The 20,019-nt window shown below is 62.7% G+C and carries 16 protein-coding genes; 3 read left to right on the top strand and 13 right to left on the bottom strand.

What is annotated here, in order from left to right:
• Positions 1 to 136: 136 nt before the first annotated feature.
• The 12 genes from NKJ80_RS26775 to NKJ80_RS26720 form a co-directional block, all read right to left on the bottom strand.
• The gene (locus tag NKJ80_RS26775) at positions 137 to 1,201 is read right to left on the bottom strand and encodes an ABC transporter ATP-binding protein (protein ID WP_023701013.1); all 1,065 of its coding nucleotides are present in this window, start codon (positions 1,199 to 1,201) and stop codon (positions 137 to 139) included.
• A 30-nt stretch (positions 1,202 to 1,231) separates the two neighbouring features.
• Positions 1,232 to 2,023, bottom strand: a complete 792-nt coding sequence (locus NKJ80_RS26770; RefSeq protein WP_023671171.1) for an ABC transporter permease — start codon at positions 2,021 to 2,023, stop codon at positions 1,232 to 1,234.
• The gene (locus NKJ80_RS26765) at positions 2,020 to 2,934 is read right to left on the bottom strand and encodes an ABC transporter permease (RefSeq protein ID WP_023671170.1); all 915 of its coding nucleotides are present in this window, start codon (positions 2,932 to 2,934) and stop codon (positions 2,020 to 2,022) included. The genes NKJ80_RS26770 and NKJ80_RS26765 overlap by 4 nt, the downstream gene beginning before the upstream one ends.
• Positions 2,935 to 2,997: 63 nt before the next feature.
• Positions 2,998 to 4,104 carry an ABC transporter substrate-binding protein gene (locus tag NKJ80_RS26760; RefSeq protein WP_023814634.1) on the bottom strand — a complete coding sequence of 369 codons (1,107 nt, stop codon included), beginning with the start codon at positions 4,102 to 4,104 and terminating at the stop codon, positions 2,998 to 3,000.
• A gap of 239 nt (positions 4,105 to 4,343) precedes the next feature.
• Positions 4,344 to 5,516, bottom strand: a complete 1,173-nt coding sequence (locus NKJ80_RS26755) for an iron-containing alcohol dehydrogenase (RefSeq protein WP_352498618.1) — start codon at positions 5,514 to 5,516, stop codon at positions 4,344 to 4,346.
• Between the two features lie 18 nt (positions 5,517 to 5,534).
• Positions 5,535 to 6,920 carry an aldehyde dehydrogenase family protein gene (locus NKJ80_RS26750; RefSeq protein ID WP_352498617.1) on the bottom strand — a complete coding sequence of 462 codons (1,386 nt, stop codon included), beginning with the start codon at positions 6,918 to 6,920 and terminating at the stop codon, positions 5,535 to 5,537.
• A gap of 13 nt (positions 6,921 to 6,933) precedes the next feature.
• Positions 6,934 to 7,353, bottom strand: a complete 420-nt coding sequence (locus NKJ80_RS26745) for a type II toxin-antitoxin system VapC family toxin (RefSeq protein ID WP_023804693.1) — start codon at positions 7,351 to 7,353, stop codon at positions 6,934 to 6,936.
• Positions 7,350 to 7,805 (bottom strand): DUF7662 domain-containing protein, encoded by a 456-nt coding sequence (locus NKJ80_RS26740; RefSeq protein WP_023671165.1) that lies wholly within the window; start codon positions 7,803 to 7,805, stop codon positions 7,350 to 7,352. The genes NKJ80_RS26745 and NKJ80_RS26740 overlap by 4 nt, the downstream gene beginning before the upstream one ends.
• Positions 7,806 to 7,895: 90 nt before the next feature.
• On the bottom strand, positions 7,896 to 9,266 hold the full coding sequence (locus NKJ80_RS26735) for a glutamine synthetase family protein (RefSeq protein ID WP_023701008.1): 1,371 nt from the start codon (positions 9,264 to 9,266) through the stop codon (positions 7,896 to 7,898).
• Between the two features lie 80 nt (positions 9,267 to 9,346).
• Complete coding sequence (locus NKJ80_RS26730) at positions 9,347 to 10,903, bottom strand: amino acid permease (RefSeq protein ID WP_023691841.1); 1,557 nt, start codon at positions 10,901 to 10,903, stop codon at positions 9,347 to 9,349.
• Positions 10,904 to 10,981: 78 nt separating this feature from the next.
• Positions 10,982 to 12,526 (bottom strand): amino acid permease, encoded by a 1,545-nt coding sequence (locus tag NKJ80_RS26725; RefSeq protein ID WP_352498616.1) that lies wholly within the window; start codon positions 12,524 to 12,526, stop codon positions 10,982 to 10,984.
• Between the two features lie 17 nt (positions 12,527 to 12,543).
• Positions 12,544 to 13,362 (bottom strand): N-formylglutamate amidohydrolase, encoded by an 819-nt coding sequence (locus NKJ80_RS26720; protein ID WP_023671161.1) that lies wholly within the window; start codon positions 13,360 to 13,362, stop codon positions 12,544 to 12,546.
• 147 nt (positions 13,363 to 13,509) lie between these two features.
• Here NKJ80_RS26720 and NKJ80_RS26715 point away from each other — a divergent pair, with 147 nt between their 5' ends.
• The 3 genes from NKJ80_RS26715 to NKJ80_RS26705 all read left to right on the top strand — a co-directional run bounded on the left by NKJ80_RS26715 (position 13,510) and on the right by NKJ80_RS26705 (position 18,797).
• The gene (locus NKJ80_RS26715) at positions 13,510 to 14,334 is read left to right on the top strand and encodes a MurR/RpiR family transcriptional regulator (RefSeq protein WP_023671160.1); all 825 of its coding nucleotides are present in this window, start codon (positions 13,510 to 13,512) and stop codon (positions 14,332 to 14,334) included.
• 171 nt (positions 14,335 to 14,505) lie between these two features.
• A complete protein-coding gene (locus NKJ80_RS26710; protein ID WP_023691844.1) occupies positions 14,506 to 15,669 on the top strand; it encodes an efflux RND transporter periplasmic adaptor subunit in 1,164 nt (387 codons plus the stop codon).
• Positions 15,666 to 18,797 (top strand): efflux RND transporter permease subunit, encoded by a 3,132-nt coding sequence (locus tag NKJ80_RS26705; RefSeq protein ID WP_023704042.1) that lies wholly within the window; start codon positions 15,666 to 15,668, stop codon positions 18,795 to 18,797. Before NKJ80_RS26710 ends, NKJ80_RS26705 begins: the two co-directional genes overlap by 4 nt.
• Positions 18,798 to 18,978: 181 nt before the next feature.
• On the opposite strand, the gene NKJ80_RS26700 is transcribed toward NKJ80_RS26705, so the two are convergent.
• Entirely contained in the window at positions 18,979 to 20,016 is a 1,038-nt protein-coding gene (locus NKJ80_RS26700) for a zinc-binding dehydrogenase (RefSeq protein WP_023755046.1), read from the bottom strand.
• Between the last annotated feature and the right edge of the window lie 3 nt (positions 20,017 to 20,019).

Raw genomic sequence — 20,019 nt, 5'->3', positions numbered from 1 at the left:
CGGCGAAGCGGCATCATGGGCAGTGGCTGGATGGCAAGATGCTGTTGATTATCCAGCACTCGGGGTCCGGCAATGATACGGCCGTTCATCGCGCCAGCTCGAATCGACCGCCTCGGTCGCGCCAAAATGCTGCTTGCTAGTGCAGCACCAGCATATCGCTTGATGAGAACGATATGTCGGCCTTCTCGCCGACCGCGGGCGGTGGCGTTGCCGGGCTGTTGAAGGTGTCGAGCGACACCGTGTTGCCGCCGATGCCGACGCGAACGCGAATGACTGAGCCGAGGAAGTGCACTTCGGAGATTTCGCCCGACAGGCTTGAATCGCGCCCGGGTTGGCGTCCGAGCGAAATCGCCTCCGGTCGCAGCGCCAGCGACAGCGTGTCACCGGACTTCGAGCCGTTGAGCTTGCCCATTAGCGAGACTTCCTGCGTGTTGACGCGCACCTTGCCGGACGCGGCATCGGTGACAGTGCCTTCGAGCACGTTCAGCGTGCCGACGAAATTGGCGACGAACTTGGTCGCCGGCCGGTTGTAGATCTCGAACGGGGTGCCGACCTGCTCGGCCTTGCCGCCATACATCACCGCGATGCGGTCCGAGATCGACAGCGCCTCTTCCTGGTCATGTGTGACGAAGATGGTAGTGATGCCGAGCTTCTTCTGGATCGAGCGGATTTCCTCGCGCAGCGAGACGCGCACCTTGGCGTCGAGCGCCGACAGCGGCTCGTCGAGCAAAAGCAGCTTCGGCTTCGGCGCGATGGCGCGGGCCAGCGCGATGCGCTGTTGCTGGCCGCCGGAGAGCTGGTAGGGATAGCGGTCGGCCATCTGCGGCAGCTTGATGATGTCGAGCATCTCGGCCACGCGTCTGTCGATGTCCGCCTTGGGCATGCCGGCGACCTTCAGGCCAAAGCCGATGTTTTGCGCCACCGTCAGGTTGGGGAACAGCGCATAGGCTTGGAACACCATGCCGACATTGCGCTGGTTGGGCTTTAGCCTCGTGATGTCCTTGCCTGCGACGACGATCTTGCCCGCCGACGGCTCTTCGAAACCGGCGACCATGCGCAGCACGGTGGTCTTGCCGCAACCCGATGGCCCAAGGAAGGAAACGAACTCGCCCGGCTCGACATCAAGATTGAAATCTTCGACCACGGTGGTGGCGCCGAAGGATTTTCGCACATGCTGGATGGAGAGGAATGGTTCGGCCATGGCTTTTTCTTTCGATCAGTACTTTGTCGATCAGTTCGGGCGGTTCGCCGATCTCGGCGCGAAACGGGACAGGATCTGGATCAGCGACATACAGCCCCAGGTGATGGCGAAGGCGATGATGGCAAGCGCCGCCGGCTCATAGGCGCGGTTGGCGCCAACGTTTTGCAGATAGGGGCCGAAGGCGGGCCGGTTGAGCAAGCTGGCCATGGTGAATTCGCCAATGACGATGGCGAAGGTAAGGAAGGCGCCCGACAGCACGGCGATCAGCACATTGGGCAGGATCACACGACCAATGATCGTGCCCCAACCGGCGCCAAGGATCTGCGCCGCTTCGGTCAGCGTCCTGACGTCGATGGTGCGCAGTCCGGTATCGACCGCGCGATACATGTAGGGCAGCGCCAGCATTGCATAGCCGATGACCAGCAAGGCATTTGTGCCCATGTCGGTGGCCAGGAACGGCAGCGGCGAATTCGAACCGTACATCCTGATATAGCCGAAGACGATGACGATGGCGGGAATGACCAGCGGCAGCAGCGTGATGAACTCTACGATCGGCCGCAGTTGCGGCAGGCGCAGTCGAATCCAGTAGGCGGCGGGCACCACGATCAACACGCCCAGAATGATGGTGAAGATGGCGGCAAGCACTGAGTAGCCAAAGGTCGCCTGAAAACGAGGGTCGCCAAGCACGATCTGATAGGCGTCGAAGGAATAAGCGCCGCGCCGCATGCGCAAGGAAAATTCCACCGTCGCGATCAGCGGAATGAAGAAATAGGCCGCGCCCAGCCCGAAGACGACCCAGGCCCAGAATTTTCCGGACTTCATTTCAGCCACCTCTCCGAGCGCGTCCGGAACCAAATGTAGAAGACATTGGCCAGCCCGGTGATGACGATCATGCCGAAGGCGATCGCATAGCCGAGATGGGCATTGTGCAGCACGTCACCGCGTATCTGCGCATAGAGCAGGATCGGCACGATGTTGAGTGAAGAGCCGGTCAGCGCATAGGCGGTGGCGATGGCGCCGAAGGCATTGGCGAAGAGCAGGATGACCGTGCCGAGGAAACTCGGCCAGATCACCGGGATGACCACCATGCGCCAGTATTGCGTCTGGGTGGCGCCAAGCGTCGCCGCAGCCTCGCCCCACTCCTTCTTCAAGCCGTCGATCGCCGGCGTGATGATGACCACCATTAGGGGAATCTGGAAATAGACATAGGTCAGCGTCAGGCCCCAGAACGATAGGATGTTGAAGCCGTGCGCATAAATGTTGAGGCCGAACACGGTGTTGAGCAGCACCGTGGCGAGACCGAGGCGTCCGAGCGTGGCGATGAAGGCGAAGGCCAGCGGTACGCCGGCGAAATTGGAAGCCACGCCGGAGAATGTCAGCGTCGCCGAACGTATCCACTCCGGCAGGCCGCCGCGCACGATGGCGATGGCGATGCCGAGACCTGCGAAGGCGCCGATCAGCGACGAGGAAAGGCTGACCTTGAGCGAGATCCAGTAGGCGGCGACAATCGATGGCTGCGCCAGTGCTGCTATGTTTTCGAACGTGAATTCGCCGGCATCGTTCTGGAATGCACCCAGCATCAGATAGAGCGTGGGTAGGATCAGGAACATGATGGCGAAGATGAAGAATGGCGCAACGCCGAGCCATTGCGTCGGCAGTCGCATTGCACGCGCCTCGCTGGGGGGCGCGGTCTTCCCGGCAACTGCGTGATCGGAAAGCGAGATATCTGTCATGCGCCGGCTACCGTCTCCGAGGAACACCGGGCGGCCGCGAGGCCGCCCGGTTGGTTTCAAGCCTTACTTGACGTTGGCGCCGACGACGGCATCCCAGTTCTTGGTGACGGCTTCCTTTGCCTTGCCCTGCTCGTCCAGCGTCGGGAACACCGCGGCAGCGTAAGCCTCGGCCGGCGGCAGCTTGGCCATCACGTCCGCCGGGAGCTTGCCGTTCTTGGCAAGATCGTTGAAGCGGATCGGGTGGCAATAGCCCTTCAGCCAGCCGATCTGGCCTTCGTCGGAGTAGAGATACTCCAGCCAGAGCTTGGCAGCGTTCGGATGCGGTGCGAAAGCACTGATCGCCTGCACATAGACGCCGGCAACGACACCGGTCTTGGGCACGACGACGTCGACGGGCGGATTGCCCTTCAGCGTGTCGCGACCGGCAAGTGCATTGTAATCCCAGGTCACCAGGATCGGCGTCTGGCCTTGTGCCAGGGTCGCCGGTTTGCCGATGACCGGCACGAAATTGCCGGCGGCGTTAAGCTTCTTGAAGAAGTCGAGACCAGCAGTGCCAGCAGCTTCGCCGGCAGCCGCACCACCGGAAATGCCGGCCGCGTAGACGGCCTGGATGGCCTGGTTCGAGGCGCGCGGGTCGCCGGCAAGCGCCACGGTGTTGGCGAATTCCGGCTTCAGCAGGTCAGCCCAGTCAGCAGGCGCTTCCTTGACGAGGTCCTTGTTCACCAGGAAGGATAGCACGCCATAGTAGTCGCCGGTCCAGTAACCATCGGCATCCTTGGCGCTGTCCGGGATCGAGTCCCACGTCGACACCTTGTAGGGCATCAGCAGCCCATCCGCCTTGGCGGTCGGACCGAAGGACAGGCCGACGTCGATGACGTCGGGCGCCTGCGGGCCCTTGTTGTCCTTGTTGGCCTTGATCGCCTCTACCTCGTCGCCGGAGCCGGCATCGGGGTTGAGTTCGTTGATGGTGATCTCAGGATACTTCGCCTTGAACCCGTCGATGACGGCGCCGTAGCCGCACCAGTCATGCGGCAGCGCGATGGTGGTGAGCTGGCCTTCCTTCTTCGCAGCGGCAACCAGTTCGTCCATGGACTGGGCCGACGAGATAGCAGAAGTCGCCATGAGGGCGACGGCCGAAAGGGAAAGCACTTTCCCTGTAAACTTGAACATGTGTTCTCTCCGTTGAACTGGCGTCCTGGACGCCTGCGATGCGGTATCGATTTCGTGTGACAGCCAGATGAAAGCTTTTTGAAACAGGCGCCCGGCGGCACGAAAAGTTAACTCTTTTTAACAGGCTGTAGCAATTAGCCTGCACTTAATTTCCCGGCTAATGGTTTATAGCCTTGCTTTTTGCCCCCTTGCCCTTCCTTTCCCTTCGTTTTTAGATCACGTCCGGCGCAGAAACCGCCTCAGACAGTGCCGGCGATAGTGTTCTCGAGCAGCGTCAGCGCCGCCTTTTTGGTCAGCCCGACCGGGTTGCCGCCGGCGGTCGGATCGACCACCGCCATGTCGGCGATCAGCCCTTTGCGCTTCTTGTCCATGTCGAGCCCCTTGATCAGATCGGGCAGCGCATGCGGCACCTTCAATTCCTTGCGCAGCTTGATGATCGCTTTGGCAAAGCCGTCGAAGCCACCCTTGATGCCGCAATAGGCAGCGAGCCGGGCAATCCGCTCCTCGATGGAGTCGCGATTGAAGGCCAAGACATAGGGCATGAACACCGCATTCGTCATGCCGTGATGGGTGTCGTAGAGCGCGCCGATCGGATGCGACAGCGAGTGGATGGCGCCAAGACCCTTCTGGAAGGCGGCAGCACCCATGGCGGCCGCACTCATCATGTGGGCGCGCGCGACAAGGTCCTTGCCGTTGGCGTAGGCCTTGGGCAGGTTCTCGAACACCAGGCGCACACCTTCCACCGCAATGCCGTCGGCCATCGGGTGATAGCCCGGCGCGCAATAGGCTTCGAGGCAGTGCGCCAGCGCATCCATGCCGGTGCCGGCGGTGATGAAGCCGGGCATGCCGACCGACAGTTCCGGATCGGCAATGACGATTGCCGGCAAAAGCTTCGGATGGAAGATCACCTTCTTAGTGTGCGTCGCCTCATTGGTGATGACGCCGGCACGCCCGACTTCCGAGCCTGTGCCGGCAGTGGTCGGCACGGCTATGATCGGCGCGATGGCATCCGAATTGGCGCGCGTCCACCAGTCGCCGACATCCTCAAAGTCCCAGATCGGCCGCGTCTGGCCAGCCTGGAACGCGATCAGCTTGCCGAGATCGAGCGCTGAACCGCCGCCGAAGGCGATGACGCCGTCATGCTTGCCCTTCTTGAACACGGCGATCCCGGCGGTGAGGTTGGAATCGACCGGGTTCGGCTTCACCTCGGAGAACACGCCATAGGATACCTTGGCGTCGTCGAGGATTTTCAGCGTCGAAGCGACGACCGGCAGTTTCGCCAACCCCGGATCGGTGACGAAAAGCGGCCGCTTAATGCCGGTGGCCGCGAGCACCTCAGGCAGTTCCTTGATGCGCCCGGCACCGAAGCGGACGGTGGTCGGGTAGTTCCATTTGGAGATCAGCTTGGACATGTCTTGTCTTTCAAAAAATCAGATGGCTTCGCGCAGATGGAAGGATTTCGGCCGGGTCAGATTGTCGTAGCCGAGCGCCGAAAGGGCGACGCCTTTGCCGGTGTCCTTGACGCCGGTCCAGACCAGCGCCGGATCGAGGTAGTCGCAGCGGTTCATGAACACGGTGCCGGTCTCGACGCGGTCGCCGATCGCCACCGCATGCTCGATATCGCCGGTCCAGATCGAAGCGGTCAGCCCGTAGGGGCTGTCGTTCATCAGCGCGATCGCCTCCTCGTCGTTACGCACCTTCATGATGCCGACGATCGGGCCAAAACTTTCCTCGCGCATGACGCTCATCTGGTGGTCGACGCCGGTCAGCACTTCCGGCGCCAGATAGGGCGAGCCGGCCTTGTCGTTAGCCACCTTCATATTGATGTGTGCGATTGCACCCTTGCGCAGCGCCTCGGCCTTCTGCTCGCGGATCAGGTCGGCAAAGCGCGCCTGCGCCATCGGCCCCATTGTCGTCTCCTGTTCCAGCGGATTGCCGACGACATAATTCTTCGTCTCGGCGATGAAACCTTCGACGAACTGGTCGTAGACCTTCTCATGCACATAGACGCGCTCGATGCCGCAGCAGCACTGGCCGGAATTGTAGAAGGCGCCGTCGACCAGATTGGCCACCGCATGGTCGAGCTTGGCGTCGGGCAGCACATAGGCCGGATCCTTGCCGCCGAGTTCGAGCCCGAGCGTCATGAAGGTGCCGGCCGCCGCCTTCTCGATGGCGCGGCCGCCGCCGACCGAACCGGTGAAATTGACATGGTCGATCTTGCCCGAGCCGAGCAGCTTCTCGGTCTGGGCATGGTTCAGCACGACATTCTGGAACACGCCCTTGGGCAGCCCAACCTTGTCGAACGCCTGCTGGAACCGTTCGCCGACCAGCAGCGTCTGCGCCGCATGTTTGAGGATAACGGTATTGCCGGCCATCAGTGCCGGCACGATGGTGTTGACGGCGGTCAGATAGGGATAGTTCCACGGCGCGATCACCATGACGACGCCGAGCGGATCCTTCTTCACATAGCGTCGGAAGCCGTCCTTCGGGTTGGATGCCGGCACGGATTTCAGCGCGGCTTCAGCGATCTCGACCATGTAATTGGTGCGTTCCCTGACGCCGCCGAACTCGCCGCCATAGCGCACCGGTCGCCCAATCTGCCAGGCGATCTCCGGCACGATCTCGTCGGTCATCGCGACCAGCGCTTCGAGCATCGCCAGCATAAATTTGCCGCGCTCGACGATCGGCGTCAGCGCCCACTTCTCCTGCGCCGCTTTGGCGCGCTCGACCGCGGCATTGATCGCCTGGTCGGTCGCGATCGGTCGCTCGGCATAGATCGAACCATCGATGGGCGATTTGAGTTTTACGGTTTCCAAAGGATGCTCCAGTTTAGCAGGCTAGCGTACGCAGATGGCCGTTGCGGCCATAGCGAAGGATGGGCTCGTCACGCGTCACCAGAACCATGTCCAACGCTCTCGCACTTGCCATCAGTATCCGATCCATGGGATCACCATGAGGCGGACCGGGCAGGTTGGATGACGCAATCAGAATGGCTGGTGAGATAGCGCTGAGCTTTGCCGACATTCGCTCGATGAATCGCTCCACGAAGTCGAGTGGCGCCAATGGCAGATTGAGCCGGCCCTTGGCTACGCCAATTCCGATCTCCCATGCCGACATCGGCGAAAGATACAGACGGCCGTCATAGGCCGCTTCCGAAATCTCCCGGCTTGCGTGCGGATCGATCAGACTATCGTTGGCGACAAAGATCATCGCACATGTATCCAGAAGCAGGTTTGGCCCTTCGCTCATTTACGCACCGCAAGTTTGCCGTCACGCGCGTCAGCCTCACCGCCCAGATAGCCCCGGTCCCATGGCTCGTCATCGAAAGGTTTGGTGATATCAAATCCGGCTTCGATCGTTATTAGGCCCTTCATGAAACCAAAACCGGGGTGGCGATCCGCGCGCGCCTCCTTTGGCGCGGCAGGCACGCTACCACTGGGCGGCGCCGAAATGGGCTCTTTGCGAACGCGGCGAAATACCAGTTTCCCACTCCCTATATTGACGGATTCGGTCTCGAACCCAGCCTCAAGCCACTCCCTTGTCATGGGATTGTTGCTCGGATTGTTGCTCCACCATGCAGGGTATTGCTTCGATGCGGGCAGCGGCAGATTGAGCACTCTCTCGATTTCGGCGAATGACATCGGAACGCGATCGACATTTTGGGCAATGAGAAAGTCCTTGAGCGGCGCATATTTGGACATTGCAAACTCCTCAATGTAGCGCACTGCAGTTTACAGGTACCATATGGTACTAACTTCACCACATTGTCAACATTAAAGCTGTATAAAGTTTTAGTACCGCTCGAACCCTCTGTGCAGTTCCCAATCCGTAATGCGGCGGTCGTATTCGAACTGCTCCCACTTTGCGGTGTGGACATAATGTTCGAGCACATCGTCGCCGAGCGCCTGCTTCAGCATCTTCGACTTGGCCAGCGTCTCGGTGGCGTCACGCAGCGTTTTCGGGATCTCCGGCAGGCGCGAGGCCTGGTAGGCATCGCCGACGAACGGCTTCTGCAGTTCGAGCTTCTCGTCGATGCCGGCAAGGCCGGCGGCGATCAGCGCCGCGAAAGCGAGATAGGGGTTTAGGTCGGCGCCGCCGATGCGGCATTCCATGCGGATGCCCTTGGTGCCCTCACCGCACAGGCGGAAGCCGGCGGTGCGGTTGTCCTCGCTCCACATGATCTTGGTCGGTGCGAAGGTGCCGGCCTGGAAGCGCTTGTAGGAGTTGATGTAGGGCGCCAGGAACCAGGTAAACTCCCTGGCGTATTTGAGCTGCCCAGCCGCCCATTGCTGGCCAAGCGTGGACAAAGTCCAGTCCGCCTTCTTGTCGAAGAACAATGGCGTCTTGCCATCGGCGCTCCACAGCGAATTGTGGATGTGGCTGGAGTTGCCCGCGAGCCCGTAATTGTATTTCGACATGAAGGAAATCGACTTGCCTTCGGACTCGGCAATCTCCTTGGCGCCGTTCTTCAGGATGACGTGGCGGTCCGCCATGTCGAGCGCCTCGGCATAGCGCACATTGATCTCTTCCTGGCCCGGGCCCCATTCGCCCTTGGAGTTTTCGATCGGGATGCCCGCCGCTTCCATCTCGTTGCGAAGCCGGCGCATGACGCCTTCTTCCTTGGTGGTGATGCCGATCTGGTAGTCGCCGATATAAGGCGACGCGGTGTCGAGCCCCTGCCAGTGCTTCTTGCGGGCGGAATCGTAGGTCTCGTTGAACAGGTAGAATTCGAGCTCGGAGGCGAAGTAGCCGATATAGCCGCGTTCGGTGAGCCGCTTGACCTGCTTTTTCAGCATCGCGCGCGGCGAATGCGGAAGGTCGTCATGGGTGTGGTGGTCGAGCACGTCGCAGATCACCAGCGCGGTCTTTTCCAGCCACGGAATCCGCCGCAGCGTCGCAAGGTCCGGCTTCATGACGAAGTCGCCATAGCCCTTCGACCAGCTTGCCGCCTTGTAGCCCGGCACCGGCTCCATATCGATGTCGGCGGCGAGCAGATAGTTGCAGCCATGCGTCTCGTCATGAGCAGAATCCACAAAGTACTGCGCCAGGAAACGCTTTCCCGCGAGCCGCCCCTGCATGTCGACGATGCAGGCCAGCACCGTGTCGATCTCGCCACTGGAGACCGCTTTCTTCAACTGATCGAACGAGAAATTTCCGGCCATTTCCTTTGGCACTCCAGTGCTTGGTCGTTGAGGACGAAACCATAGCCGGCTGCACGCCGGCCATGGCCATGATGGTGACGTCAGTGGCCGGTTTCGCCGACCGCCTGTTCGGCGGCCTTGATCGCTGCCTGACGTGCCGCGATGATGTCCCCCAGCGGCGGGCCCTGGAAGCGATTGCGCTCGAAGGCGAACCAGACAATCGCCGTCAGGATGAAGAAGCCGACGGTGATGTACAGCGCCCAGTCGTTCGGCGGCTGGATGCCGATGATGAAGATCAGGATCATCGACACGATCGAGAGAACGCCGAACAGCATGAAGATGCCACGGCCCAGGTTCCACGGTCCCATCTTGTCCCACTTCGGCGTTCCCCAGGCCACCATGCCGAGCACGATCGGCACGGTGAAGGACAGGAACAGGAAGATGACGGTGCAGGACACGACGATGGTGTAGGCCGAGGTGCCGGCGACCGAAACCAGCGTCGAACCCCAGACGAACAGCACCGACAGGACCGACGCCGTCCAGATCGCCGCCACCGGCGTGCGATAGGTCGGGCTGACCTTGGCCAGTGCAGACGAGCCCGGCAGGCCGCCGTCACGCGAGAAGGCAAAGATCATGCGCGAAGCCGAGGTGACGGTTGCGAGGCCGCACAACAGCTGGGCGATGAACACGACGAGGTAGACGAACTCCTTGAGGCCGGGACTGACGCGCTGGTCGAAGGCCCAGAAGAACACGTTCCAACCCTGCTTGGCGGCGTCGTCCATGTTGGGGATCATCAGTACGAAGGCGGCCAGGAACAAATAGCCGAAGACCGCCGACCAGATAACCGACATCACCATCGCACGCGGCACCGATGAGGCCGCCTTGATGGTTTCCTCGGAAGTGTGTGCCGAAGCATCGTAGCCGGTGATGGTGTAGATCGGCAGCAGAAGGCCGAGAGCGAACACCCAGGCGTTCGAGACGGACGGCCAGACGCTGGCGCCGGCCTCACCCGAGTAGTTGTGGAAGGTGAAGAGCCGGCTGAAATCCCAGGTCTCGGCGGAGAACAGGCAGACGACAGCAATCAGGATCGAGCCGAAGAAGATCAGGTAGCCCGAAAAGTCGGTCAACTTCGCAGTCAGCTTGATGCCGAGATGGTTGATCAGGGCCTGGGCGCCGGTGATGATGACCAGGAAGATCATCTGATTGGTCAGCGTACCCTCGATGCCGAGCGTCGGCCCGAAGGCGCCGATGAAGAACGTCCAGGTGCCGACATTGATGGCGCCGAGCACGGTGATCAGGCCGAGCAGGTTGAGCCAGGCCGTCACCCAGCCGGTGCCGCGATTGCCGAGGATCGAACCCCAGTGATAGAGGCCGCCGGCCGTCGGATAGGCCGAGCTGATCTGCGACATGGCGACCGCGAAGGTGAGCGAGACGAAGCAGCCGACCAGCCAGCCGATGCCGATGCCGATGCCACCGGCGCCCGACGTTGCCTGCGCCAGCGAATTGATGCCGCCCGACAGGATGCAGATGATGGAGAAGGAAACGGCGAAGTTGGAGAAGCGGCTTAGCCGCCGCTCAAGTTCCTGGGCGTAGCCCATGGAATGGAGGTGCTTTACGTCTTCCGCCTTGTCTGTGTCTGAATAACCCGGTGCTGCCATTGTAGTCCCCTTTGCATTCTTAACTGGCCGGCCCTGCCCCGGTCGGCTTGCGCCGGCCGGAGCATCTAGTCTTTGCTGTTAGCCTGCCGTCTGGCCGACGGCTGCTTCCGCGGCCGCGATCTCGGAAGCGCGGCGAGCAATGTCGGCGCCGATCGGCGGGCCCTTGAAGCGGCGCGATTCGATGCCGAACCACAGCACCATGAGCAGAACGATCAGGCCGATGGCATAGTTGATCAGGATGTCGAAGGGCGGCTGGATGCCGGCATACATCAGCACCAGAACGCCAAGCACCGTGATGACGGCGAACGGCTTGGACCAGATGCCGAGGCGGAACGGGCCGAATTCGGTCCAGCTCTTGCCCTCGGCAAGCAGGCCGGCGGCCACGGGCATGGCGTAGGACACGTAGAGGAACAATGCACAGCCGGCCGCCAGTGCGGCAAAAGCCGGCGAGTACAATGTCGCTGCGACCGCGAGCACCGCTCCGAGCCAGATTGCCGCCACCGGCGTGCGCCATGTCGGGCTGACGGTTTTCCACACCGACGAACCGGGCAGGCCGCCGTCACGCGCGAAGGCAAAGATCATGCGCGAGGTCGACGTCAGTCCGGCGAGAGCGCAGATGAAGTTCGCCAGCACGATTGCGATGGCAATGATGCTCTTCAGCAGGAATGGTGCCGGCAGCTTGTTGAAGAGATTGAACCAGGCATTGGCGCCATCCTTGGCCGTCGCTGCCAGATCGGGGCTGGCCAGTACGAACGAAACGGCCATGACGAAGCCGAACACCAGCGACCACAGGACCGAATGGATCATGCCGCGCGGCACCGCCACGCGGGCGTTGTGGGTCTCTTCGGACGTGTGGGCCGAAGCGTCGAAGCCGGTGATGGTGTAGAGTGGGTAGAGCAGGCCGATCAGGAAGGCGACGAGTGCCGTCCGTGCGGTCGGAACGTAGCCTGCGCCTGGATCACCGGTGTTGTTGACGAAGGTGGTGAGCCGCGAGAAATCCCAGCTTGCGCCCCAGATCAGGAACATCGCGGTCAACACGACGGCGACGACCAGAATGAGGTAGCCCGAGAAATCCGTCAGCATGGTGGTGAGCCTGATACCGAAATGGTTGATCAGCGCCTGTGCGACCGTGATGATCACAACGCCGATCACCTGCTCCTGATAGTCCCACGCGGAGACGTCGTTGCCGAACACGCCGGACCAGACAAGGTCCTTGAACAGCGCGTAGACGCCGACATTGACCGAGGCGACGACGAAGACCAGGCCGAGCAAGTTGATCCAGGCCGTGGCCCAGCCCCAGCCGCGCCCGCCGAGAATTGACGACCAGTGGTAGAGACCGCCGGCCGTTGGGTAGGCCGAGCCGATCTGGCCAAGGGACGCGGCAACGACAAGTGCAAAGACGCCGCCGATGACCCAGCCGACAGTCGCCTCGAAGCCGCTGCCGGTCGCCATGGCCAGCGGGAAGGACGTGATGCCGCCCGCCAGAATACAAATGATCGAAAAGGAAATTGCGAAATTCGAGAAGCCGCTCATGCGGCGAGCCAACTCCTGGGCATAGCCCATGCTATGGAGGGTTTTTACATCCTCCGATCTTTCAGCGTCTGATTTGTCCGGTCCTGCCATTTTCGTCCCCTGTTTTTCTAGCTGGCCGATTGAACTGACTTTCCCATTGCGTGTCGCCGGGAACCCTTGGCCTCCTCGGGTTCCAGGTCAGAAAAAATGCCCGTGAGCAGATCCGCCCATTTCCGCTGCCCGGTCTCGCCGGAGATCTCGTCGTTGCGGATTTCGATCATTGCGCAGGCAAGGCCGCGCGAGCGTGCATGGCGCTCCAAAGTGAAATATACGCGGTCGGCCGGCGAATAGGGCTCGTTGATGCCGACAGTGACGCCGGAGAGCCGCTGCAGCGCCGCTATCAGCGGCGACGCCAGCCGGCGGTCGTCATCATGGATGATGCCGATATGCCAGGGCCGGTTCTTGCCCTTGTAGACCGGCGTGAAGGAATGCACCGACACCAGCCGGGTGTCCTGCCCACGCGCCTGCCGGTCGTCGATGATCGATGCGATCGTGTCGTGGAACGGCCGCCACGACAAAGCGATGCGCTCGGCGCGCTCACTGTCCGACAGGCCGGCATTGCCCGGAATGGCCGTCGTCTCGCTGACCGGCGGCACCAGGTCCGGTGCGTCGAGCGGACGGTTGCAGTCGATTATCAGGCGCGAGATGCGGGTTTCGATGAGCGTCGCATCGAGGGCGGTCGCGATGCGGCGCGCCACCGGCAGCGCGCCGGGGTCCCAGGCGATGTGGCGGGAGAGGTCCTCGGCCGGCAGGCCAAGCGTGCCGAATTCGGACGGCAGGAAGTTGGAAGCGTGGTCGCAGGTCAGCACGAAAGGGCTGGACCCGCCGGGGTTCGTCACCCCTACGGTATCAGACGATGCAAGGCTGGCGGGCCGTGCTCTCTCCATAGTCTGCCGTCCCCTGGGGAGCGCTGTATCTTATGTTACGTATTTTGCCTCATTGCGTCCCTGTGGATGATTTCATACAGTTTGTCCGGCTTTGTCAAATGCGATTTCGGGGAAGCGGTCTGGACGGGCTCAGGGGTGGGGAAAACGATGATTTCCAGCATTGCCGAACTGATTTCGGACCGCATCGGCACGATGCCGGCCGGCGAGCGCCGCGCCGCGCAGACACTGATTGCGAACTATCCGCTGATCGGGCTGAAGACGGTCGCCGAGTTCTCGACCGCCGCCGGCGTATCGTCGCCGACCATCCTGCGCTTTGTCTCCAGGCTGGGGTTCCAGAACTATCCCGAATTCCAGTCGGCGCTGCAGGACGAACTGGCGGCGCAATTGCAGTCGCCGGCATCGCGCACGCTCAACCCGGCCTCCCCAAGCGGTGCAGTATCGCCAATGCTGGAGGCGACGCTGGACAATATGCGCGAGACCTTCAGGCATCTCTCCGACAGACAGCTTGCCGACATCGCCGCAAGGCTTGCCGACCGGCGCGGCAAGACATTCCTGATCGGCGGCCGCTTCACCGATCCGTTGGCACGCTACATGGCCGCCCATCTCGCCATCATCCAGCCCGATGTCTATCACCTTGCCGGCCAGGAGAGCATCTGGCGCGACCGGCTGATCGACATGGGCAAGCGCGACGTGCTGGTGATCTTCGACATCAGGCGCTATCAGGACAGTCTGGTCCGCTTTGCCCAGACCGCGCATCAGCGCGGCGTTCAGATCGTGCTGTTCACCGACCAGTGGCTATCGCCGATCGCCCGCTTCGCCCGCCATGTCATTGCCGGACGCACCGCCGTGCCTTCGGCGTGGGACTCTTCCGCCGCTCTGTTCGTTGTCGCCGAGACGCTGATCGGCGCCGTCACCAGGCAGCTCGAGGCCGACAGCGCCAGGCGCATCCGCGACCTCGAAAGCCTGCGCTGACACGCTCAATCCCCGCCGCAAGTGCGCAAAATTACGCAGATTTAATGTGCATGGAAGCGGCAGAATTGCCATAAAGCCATGATATTGCGGCGGCTTCGCACATACCGGGTGCGTCGCTGCGCGTTTTTTTGCTTGGCGAAACCGGTAGACGTTTTGCCAACCGGAGTGTCGATGGCCGCCTGGAAACAGATCGTTTTTGCGCTTGTGATCCTGGTCGCGGCTGTCCTCGCCTGGGCGCGATTCTTCCCGGGCGCGCCGGAGGTTCTAGCACGCTGGGGCATCGACTGGACCTATGCTTCGGCGCCCGCCACAACCGGTGCGGTCGACACGACAAAACAGGCAGGCGGCCGCAACGCTGCCGGCCGCCCGGCAAATGTCGTCGCCTTGCCGGCGACCACCGCCACCATCAACGATCGCCTGCAGGCGATCGGCACCGGCCGCGCCAACGCCTCGGTGACGGTCAACCCATACAGCTCTGGGCGCCTCGTTGAATTTCTCGTCCAATCCGGCACCCGCGTCGACAAGGGGCAGATCATCGCTGTTCTCGATTCCGAGACCGAGGTGATCTCGCAAGATCGTGCCAAGCTTGCCTTGCAGGATGCCCAGGACAAGCTCGAGCGGGTGAAATCATTGAGGGCCTCCAACGCCGCGACCCCGGTCGCCGTCGCCGATGCCCAAGTGGTGCTGGCCGGCGCCAAACTGGCGCTGCAGGATGCCGAACTCGCCTTGCAGCGTCGTTCGATCGTCGCCCCTATCGCCGGCACGGTCGGCATCCTGCCGATATCGGCCGGCAATTACGTCACCAGCCAGTCGGCGATCGCCACGCTTGACGACCGCTCCTCCATCCTGGTCGATTTCCTGGTGCCCGAGCGCTTCGCCGCCGCCGTCAAGGTCGGCGCGCAACTGTCGGCGACGCCGATCGCCAATCCGAGCAAGGCCTATACCGGCACTGTGTCGGCCATCGACAACCACATCGACGAAAAGAGCCGCACCCTGCTGGTCAAGGCTGCAATCGCCAATCCGGCGGATTCGCTGCGCGCCGGCATGTCGTTCGGCATCACCATGCGCTTCCCCGGCGACACCTATCCGGCCGTCAGCCCGCTGGCAATCCTGTGGGGTTCCGACGGCGCCTATGTCTGGCAGGTCGAGGACGGCAAGGCCAGGCGCGTTCCCGTGCGCATCATCCAGCGCAACACTGAGACGGTGCTGATCGACGCTGAGATCGAGGATGGCGACATGGTCGTCACCGAAGGCACCCAGAGCGTCAGCGAAGGCGGCGCGGTCCGCATCGCCGGCCAGGATCAGCGCGCCGCGGAAGCTGCCGAAGGCTCATGACTGCACCCGTCAGCACCGCCAGCGAAACCGGCTTCACCGCACTCTTCATCCGCAGGCCGGTTATGGCCTTCGTGCTGAACACGCTGATCGCAGTGGCCGGCCTTGCCGCTTTCTATGGCGTCGAAATCCGCGAACTGCCCGATGTCGACCGCGCCGTGGTCACCGTGTCGACGGCCTTCGAGGGTGCCGCCGCCGAAACCGTCGACCGTGAACTGACCGACACCATCGAGGGCGCGGTCGCCCGCGTCTCCGGCGTCAAGTCGATCTCGTCGACCTCTTCCTTCGGCCAGAGCCGCGTCACCATCGAGTTCAACGACGGCGTCGATTTGAACGTCGCCGCCTCCGACGTGCGCGACGCGGTCGGCCGTGTCGCCAACATGATACCGGAGACCGCCGACCCGCCGCGCATCGTCAAGGCCGATGCCAATTCCGATGCCGTGATGCGACTGGCCGTCACCTCCGACACCATGTCGGTGCAGGACATGACGGTGATCGTCCAGGACCAGATCGAGGACGAACTGGCTGCCGTGCCTGGCGTCGCCGACGTTCAGGTCTATGGCGACCGCGACAAGATCTTCCGCATCGATGTCGACCAGAACAAGCTCGCCAGCCTCGGCTTCACTGTCGCCGATCTGAGGGCAGCGCTTGCCTCGGTCGCTTTCGATTCACCAGCCGGTTCGATCACCACCACCAACCAGGATCTCATCGTCCGCACCACGGCCGATGTGACGACGCCGGAAGAATTCGAAAACATCATCATCGGCGGCACGACGCGCATCCGCGACGTCGCCACCGTCACGCTCGGTCCCGACATCGGCCAGACCTCGTTGCGCTCCGACGGCAAGACCGGCATTGGCCTTGGCATCATCCGTCAGGCGGAATCGAACACGCTGGATATTTCCACCGGAGTGAAAGCAGCCGTCGCCAAGCTGCAGGAAAACCTGCCCAAGGGCATGTCGATCAAGATCACCAGCGACGACGCAGTCTTCGTCAACGGCGCCGTGCACGAGGTCGAGATCGCGCTCGGCCTGTCGATCTCCATGGTGCTGATCGTCATCTACATCTTCCTGCTCGACTGGCGCGCGACGCTGATCCCTGGTCTGTCAATGCCGGTCGCCATGATCGGCACCATCGCCGCCATCTATCTCGCAGGCTTCTCCATCAACATTCTGACGCTTCTGGCGCTGGTGCTGGCGACCGGCCTTGTCGTCGACGACGCCATCGTCGTTTTGGAAAACATCGTGCGACGGCGCAACGAAGGCATGGGGCCTCGTGCCGCCGCCGTGCTCGGCGCCCAAGAAGTGTTCTTCGCAGTCATCGCCACGACGCTGACGCTCGTTGCCGTTTTCGTGCCGATCTCCTTCCTGCCGGGACAGACCGGCGGCCTGTTTCGCGAATTCGGCTTCGTCCTCGCCATGTCGGTGCTGCTCTCCTGCGTGGTGGCGCTGACGCTGTGCCCGATGCTGGCCTCGCGCATGTTGACCGGCGCATCGCTCCACCATGAAGGCGGTCACGGCATTGGCGCGCGCGTCGGTGGCGCGCTGAACGCGGCCTACAAGCGCGCCCTGCATGCCTGCCTCGGCGCGCCGTGGATCGTGCTGCTGGTTGCGGTGCTGTTTGCGGGCGTCGCCTTCAGCCTGTTCGGCACCATCCGCCAGGAACTGACGCCGAGCGAGGACCGCGCCGTCGTGCTGTTGCGCATCAACGCGCCGCAAGGCGTCAGCCTCGATTACACCACGCAGCAGATGCAGAAGATCGAGCGGCTGATCCAGCCGCTGCGCGATTCCGGCGAGATCGTCTCGACCTTCGAAAACGCCGGCCAGAACGGCGCCTACAATTCCGGCTTCATGGTGATGACGCTGGCGCCGTGGGACGAGCGCACGCGCAGCCAGCAGGAGATCATGGCGCAGATAAGCCAGCTGACCCGGCAGGTGCCATCCGTGCGCATCTTCCCGGTGCAGGCCAATAGCCTCGGCATTCGCGGCGCCGGCAACGGCCTGCAATTCGCGCTGGTCGGCAACGACCGCAAGGCGCTCGGCGACGCGGCGGTGAAGATCATCGCCCGGATGCAGGCCGATCCGCGCTTCCAGACGCCGCGGCTTTCCATCGACCCGACGCAGCCGCAGCTGGCGGTGGCCATAGACCGCGAGCGCGCCTCCGATCTCGGCATCGACATATCAGGGCTCGCCAACACCTTGCAGGCGATGCTCGACGGCAACGATGTCGTCGATGTCTACATCGCCGACCGCAGCTATGGCGTGAAGCTGGTCTCGACCACCAACCCGATCAATGATCCGACCGATCTGGAAAACATCTTCCTGAAGACCGCCGACGGCCGCTTCGTGCCAATGTCGACCATCGCCACGCTGACCGAGCGCGCCGTGCCGCCGTCGCTGACCCGCGAACAGCAGCAGCCTTCGGTGGCGATCACCTCGAACCTGAACGGCAATTTCGCACTGGGTGACGCGCTCGGCGTTGCCGAGCAGATCGCCGCCCCGCTGCTGCCGCCGGGCAGCCGCGTCCTGCCGCTGGCCGAAGCCGCGACGCTCGGCGAGACCAACAGCGCCATGATCACCATTTTCGGCTTCGCGCTGGTCATCATCCTCCTGGTGCTTGCCGCCCAGTTCGAAAGCTTCGTCAGCGCCGTCATCATCATGGCGACGGTCCCGCTCGGCCTTGCCTGCGCAATCTTTGCGCTGCTTTTGTCAGGCACCAGCCTCAATGCCTACAGCCAGATCGGCCTCGTGCTTCTGGTCGGCGTCATGGCCAAGAACGGCATCCTCATCGTCGAATTCGCCAACCAACTGCGCGACCGCGGCCTCGGCGTGCGCGAGGCGATCGAGCAGGCCTCGATCATCCGCCTGCGGCCGGTGATGATGACGATGATCTGCACCATCCTCGGCGGGGTCCCGCTGGTGCTGGCCGCCGGCGCCGGTGCCGAAGCGCGCATCGCGCTCGGCTGGGTCATCGTCGGCGGGCTGGGTCTCGCCACCGTCTCGACGCTTTTCCTGACCCCGGTCGCCTACCTCCTGCTCGGCCGCTTCGTCACGCCGAAGACGCATGAGGAAGCGAGGCTGAAGCGGGAGCTTGAGGAAGCGGCGTACGCCAATGTCGAGCCGGCGGAGTAGCTCCGCTTACCCTCCCCCTTGTGGGGAGGGTCGGACCGCAGGTCCGGGGTGGGGGTGCAGCGCCAACTAACGTCGGTCCAGCGCTCCCGCGAATAACAGAGGTAGGAGCCAAGACCCCCACCCCGACGAAAGAGCAAAATTGCTCTTCGTCGACCCTCCCCACAAGGGGGAGGGTAGAAAGTCACGGCCTGATAAACACCTTCCCGTTCGGCTTGGCCAGCTCCGCCGGGACCTTCGCCATCGCCTCATCCAGCGGTAGCACCGCCGTCACGTCGGTTGACCAGCGCCCATCCGAAAAGCGCTTCTGTGCTTCCATGATCGCCGGGCCGCGCTTGTCGCGGAACTGGCGCATCCATTCGACCAGCCAGAAGCCTTCAATGTGCTTGTGTTGGAAGATCATCTGGCCGGGCTCACGGATGACAGTGGTGTCCGGATCGAGCCGTCCATAGATGATCCAGCGCGAGCGCTTCGGCATGGCGTCGAAGATCGCCGAGGCCAGCGGCCCGGTCACGGCATCGAGGAAGATGCGCGGCTGCTCGGCCTTGACCACATCGCGTAGTGCTGCCTTGAAATCCGGCGCCTTCTCGTTGAGCACATGGGCAGCCCCGATCTCCTTCAACAGCGGAATCTGCTCGTCGCGGCGCACGGTGACGATCGGCCGGAACCCAGCCTCCTTGGCGAGACCCGCGATCAGCTTGCAAAGCTGGCTGGCGCCGGCGGTCATGATGAAGGCTTTTTCGCCCGTCTGCTTGACGATGTCGAACATGGCGAGCGCCGTGAGCGGGTTGACGATCATCGCCGCGCCATCCTCGTCGCGGACCGTGTCGAGCAGCGGAATGCAGCCGGCAGCTTCGGCAACTGCATAGTCCGCCCACGCGCCCCAATTGGTGACGCCGGTGGTGAAGGCGATGCGCTTGCCGATCAGGCTTTTCGCATAGGGCTCGTCGCCGCTGGCAACGACCGTGCCGACACCCTCGAAGCCGGCCGGCTGGCCCTTGGCGCGCGGCTGACCGTACTGGCCCTTGATGAACATGACGTCGGACGGGTTGATCGAGGCGAGGCTGACCTTGATCAGCACCTGGCTCGGTCCGGGCGTCGGCACGCCGATGCTGCCCAGCGTGAGATACGGCTCCATCGCCTCCAGCACGCTGCCGGAGGGCGTCCTGGTGTAGCCGTCGCCGATCAGCAGCAGTGCTCTCATGTCTGAAGGTATCGCCATGGC

This window comes from Mesorhizobium sp. M0030 (assembly GCF_040323695.1).
GTDB lineage: Bacteria > Pseudomonadota > Alphaproteobacteria > Rhizobiales > Rhizobiaceae > Mesorhizobium.
Note: the sequence above shows the minus strand (reverse complement) of the source record. Positions and strands in the feature narration are given on the sequence as shown.

Excerpts from the sequence above, each read along its gene's own strand:
- NKJ80_RS26705 (WP_023704042.1), top strand. The coding sequence starts at position 15,666 with ATGACTGCACCCGTCAGCACCGCCAGCGAAACCGGCTTCACCGCACTC.
- NKJ80_RS26735 (WP_023701008.1), bottom strand. The coding sequence starts at position 9,266 with ATGGCCGGAAATTTCTCGTTCGATCAGTTGAAGAAAGCGGTCTCCAGT.
- NKJ80_RS26745 (WP_023804693.1), bottom strand. The coding sequence starts at position 7,353 with ATGAGCGAAGGGCCAAACCTGCTTCTGGATACATGTGCGATGATCTTT.
- NKJ80_RS26740 (WP_023671165.1), bottom strand. The coding sequence starts at position 7,805 with ATGTCCAAATATGCGCCGCTCAAGGACTTTCTCATTGCCCAAAATGTC.
- NKJ80_RS26765 (WP_023671170.1), bottom strand. The coding sequence starts at position 2,934 with ATGACAGATATCTCGCTTTCCGATCACGCAGTTGCCGGGAAGACCGCG.
- NKJ80_RS26760 (WP_023814634.1), bottom strand. The coding sequence starts at position 4,104 with ATGTTCAAGTTTACAGGGAAAGTGCTTTCCCTTTCGGCCGTCGCCCTC.
- NKJ80_RS26725 (WP_352498616.1), bottom strand. The coding sequence starts at position 12,526 with ATGGCAGGACCGGACAAATCAGACGCTGAAAGATCGGAGGATGTAAAA.
- NKJ80_RS26770 (WP_023671171.1), bottom strand. The coding sequence starts at position 2,023 with ATGAAGTCCGGAAAATTCTGGGCCTGGGTCGTCTTCGGGCTGGGCGCG.
- NKJ80_RS26730 (WP_023691841.1), bottom strand. The coding sequence starts at position 10,903 with ATGGCAGCACCGGGTTATTCAGACACAGACAAGGCGGAAGACGTAAAG.
- NKJ80_RS26710 (WP_023691844.1), top strand. The coding sequence starts at position 14,506 with ATGGCCGCCTGGAAACAGATCGTTTTTGCGCTTGTGATCCTGGTCGCG.
- NKJ80_RS26700 (WP_023755046.1), bottom strand. The coding sequence starts at position 20,016 with ATGGCGATACCTTCAGACATGAGAGCACTGCTGCTGATCGGCGACGGC.
- NKJ80_RS26775 (WP_023701013.1), bottom strand. The coding sequence starts at position 1,201 with ATGGCCGAACCATTCCTCTCCATCCAGCATGTGCGAAAATCCTTCGGC.
- NKJ80_RS26720 (WP_023671161.1), bottom strand. The coding sequence starts at position 13,362 with ATGGAGAGAGCACGGCCCGCCAGCCTTGCATCGTCTGATACCGTAGGG.
- NKJ80_RS26755 (WP_352498618.1), bottom strand. The coding sequence starts at position 5,516 with ATGTCCAAGCTGATCTCCAAATGGAACTACCCGACCACCGTCCGCTTC.
- NKJ80_RS26715 (WP_023671160.1), top strand. The coding sequence starts at position 13,510 with ATGATTTCCAGCATTGCCGAACTGATTTCGGACCGCATCGGCACGATG.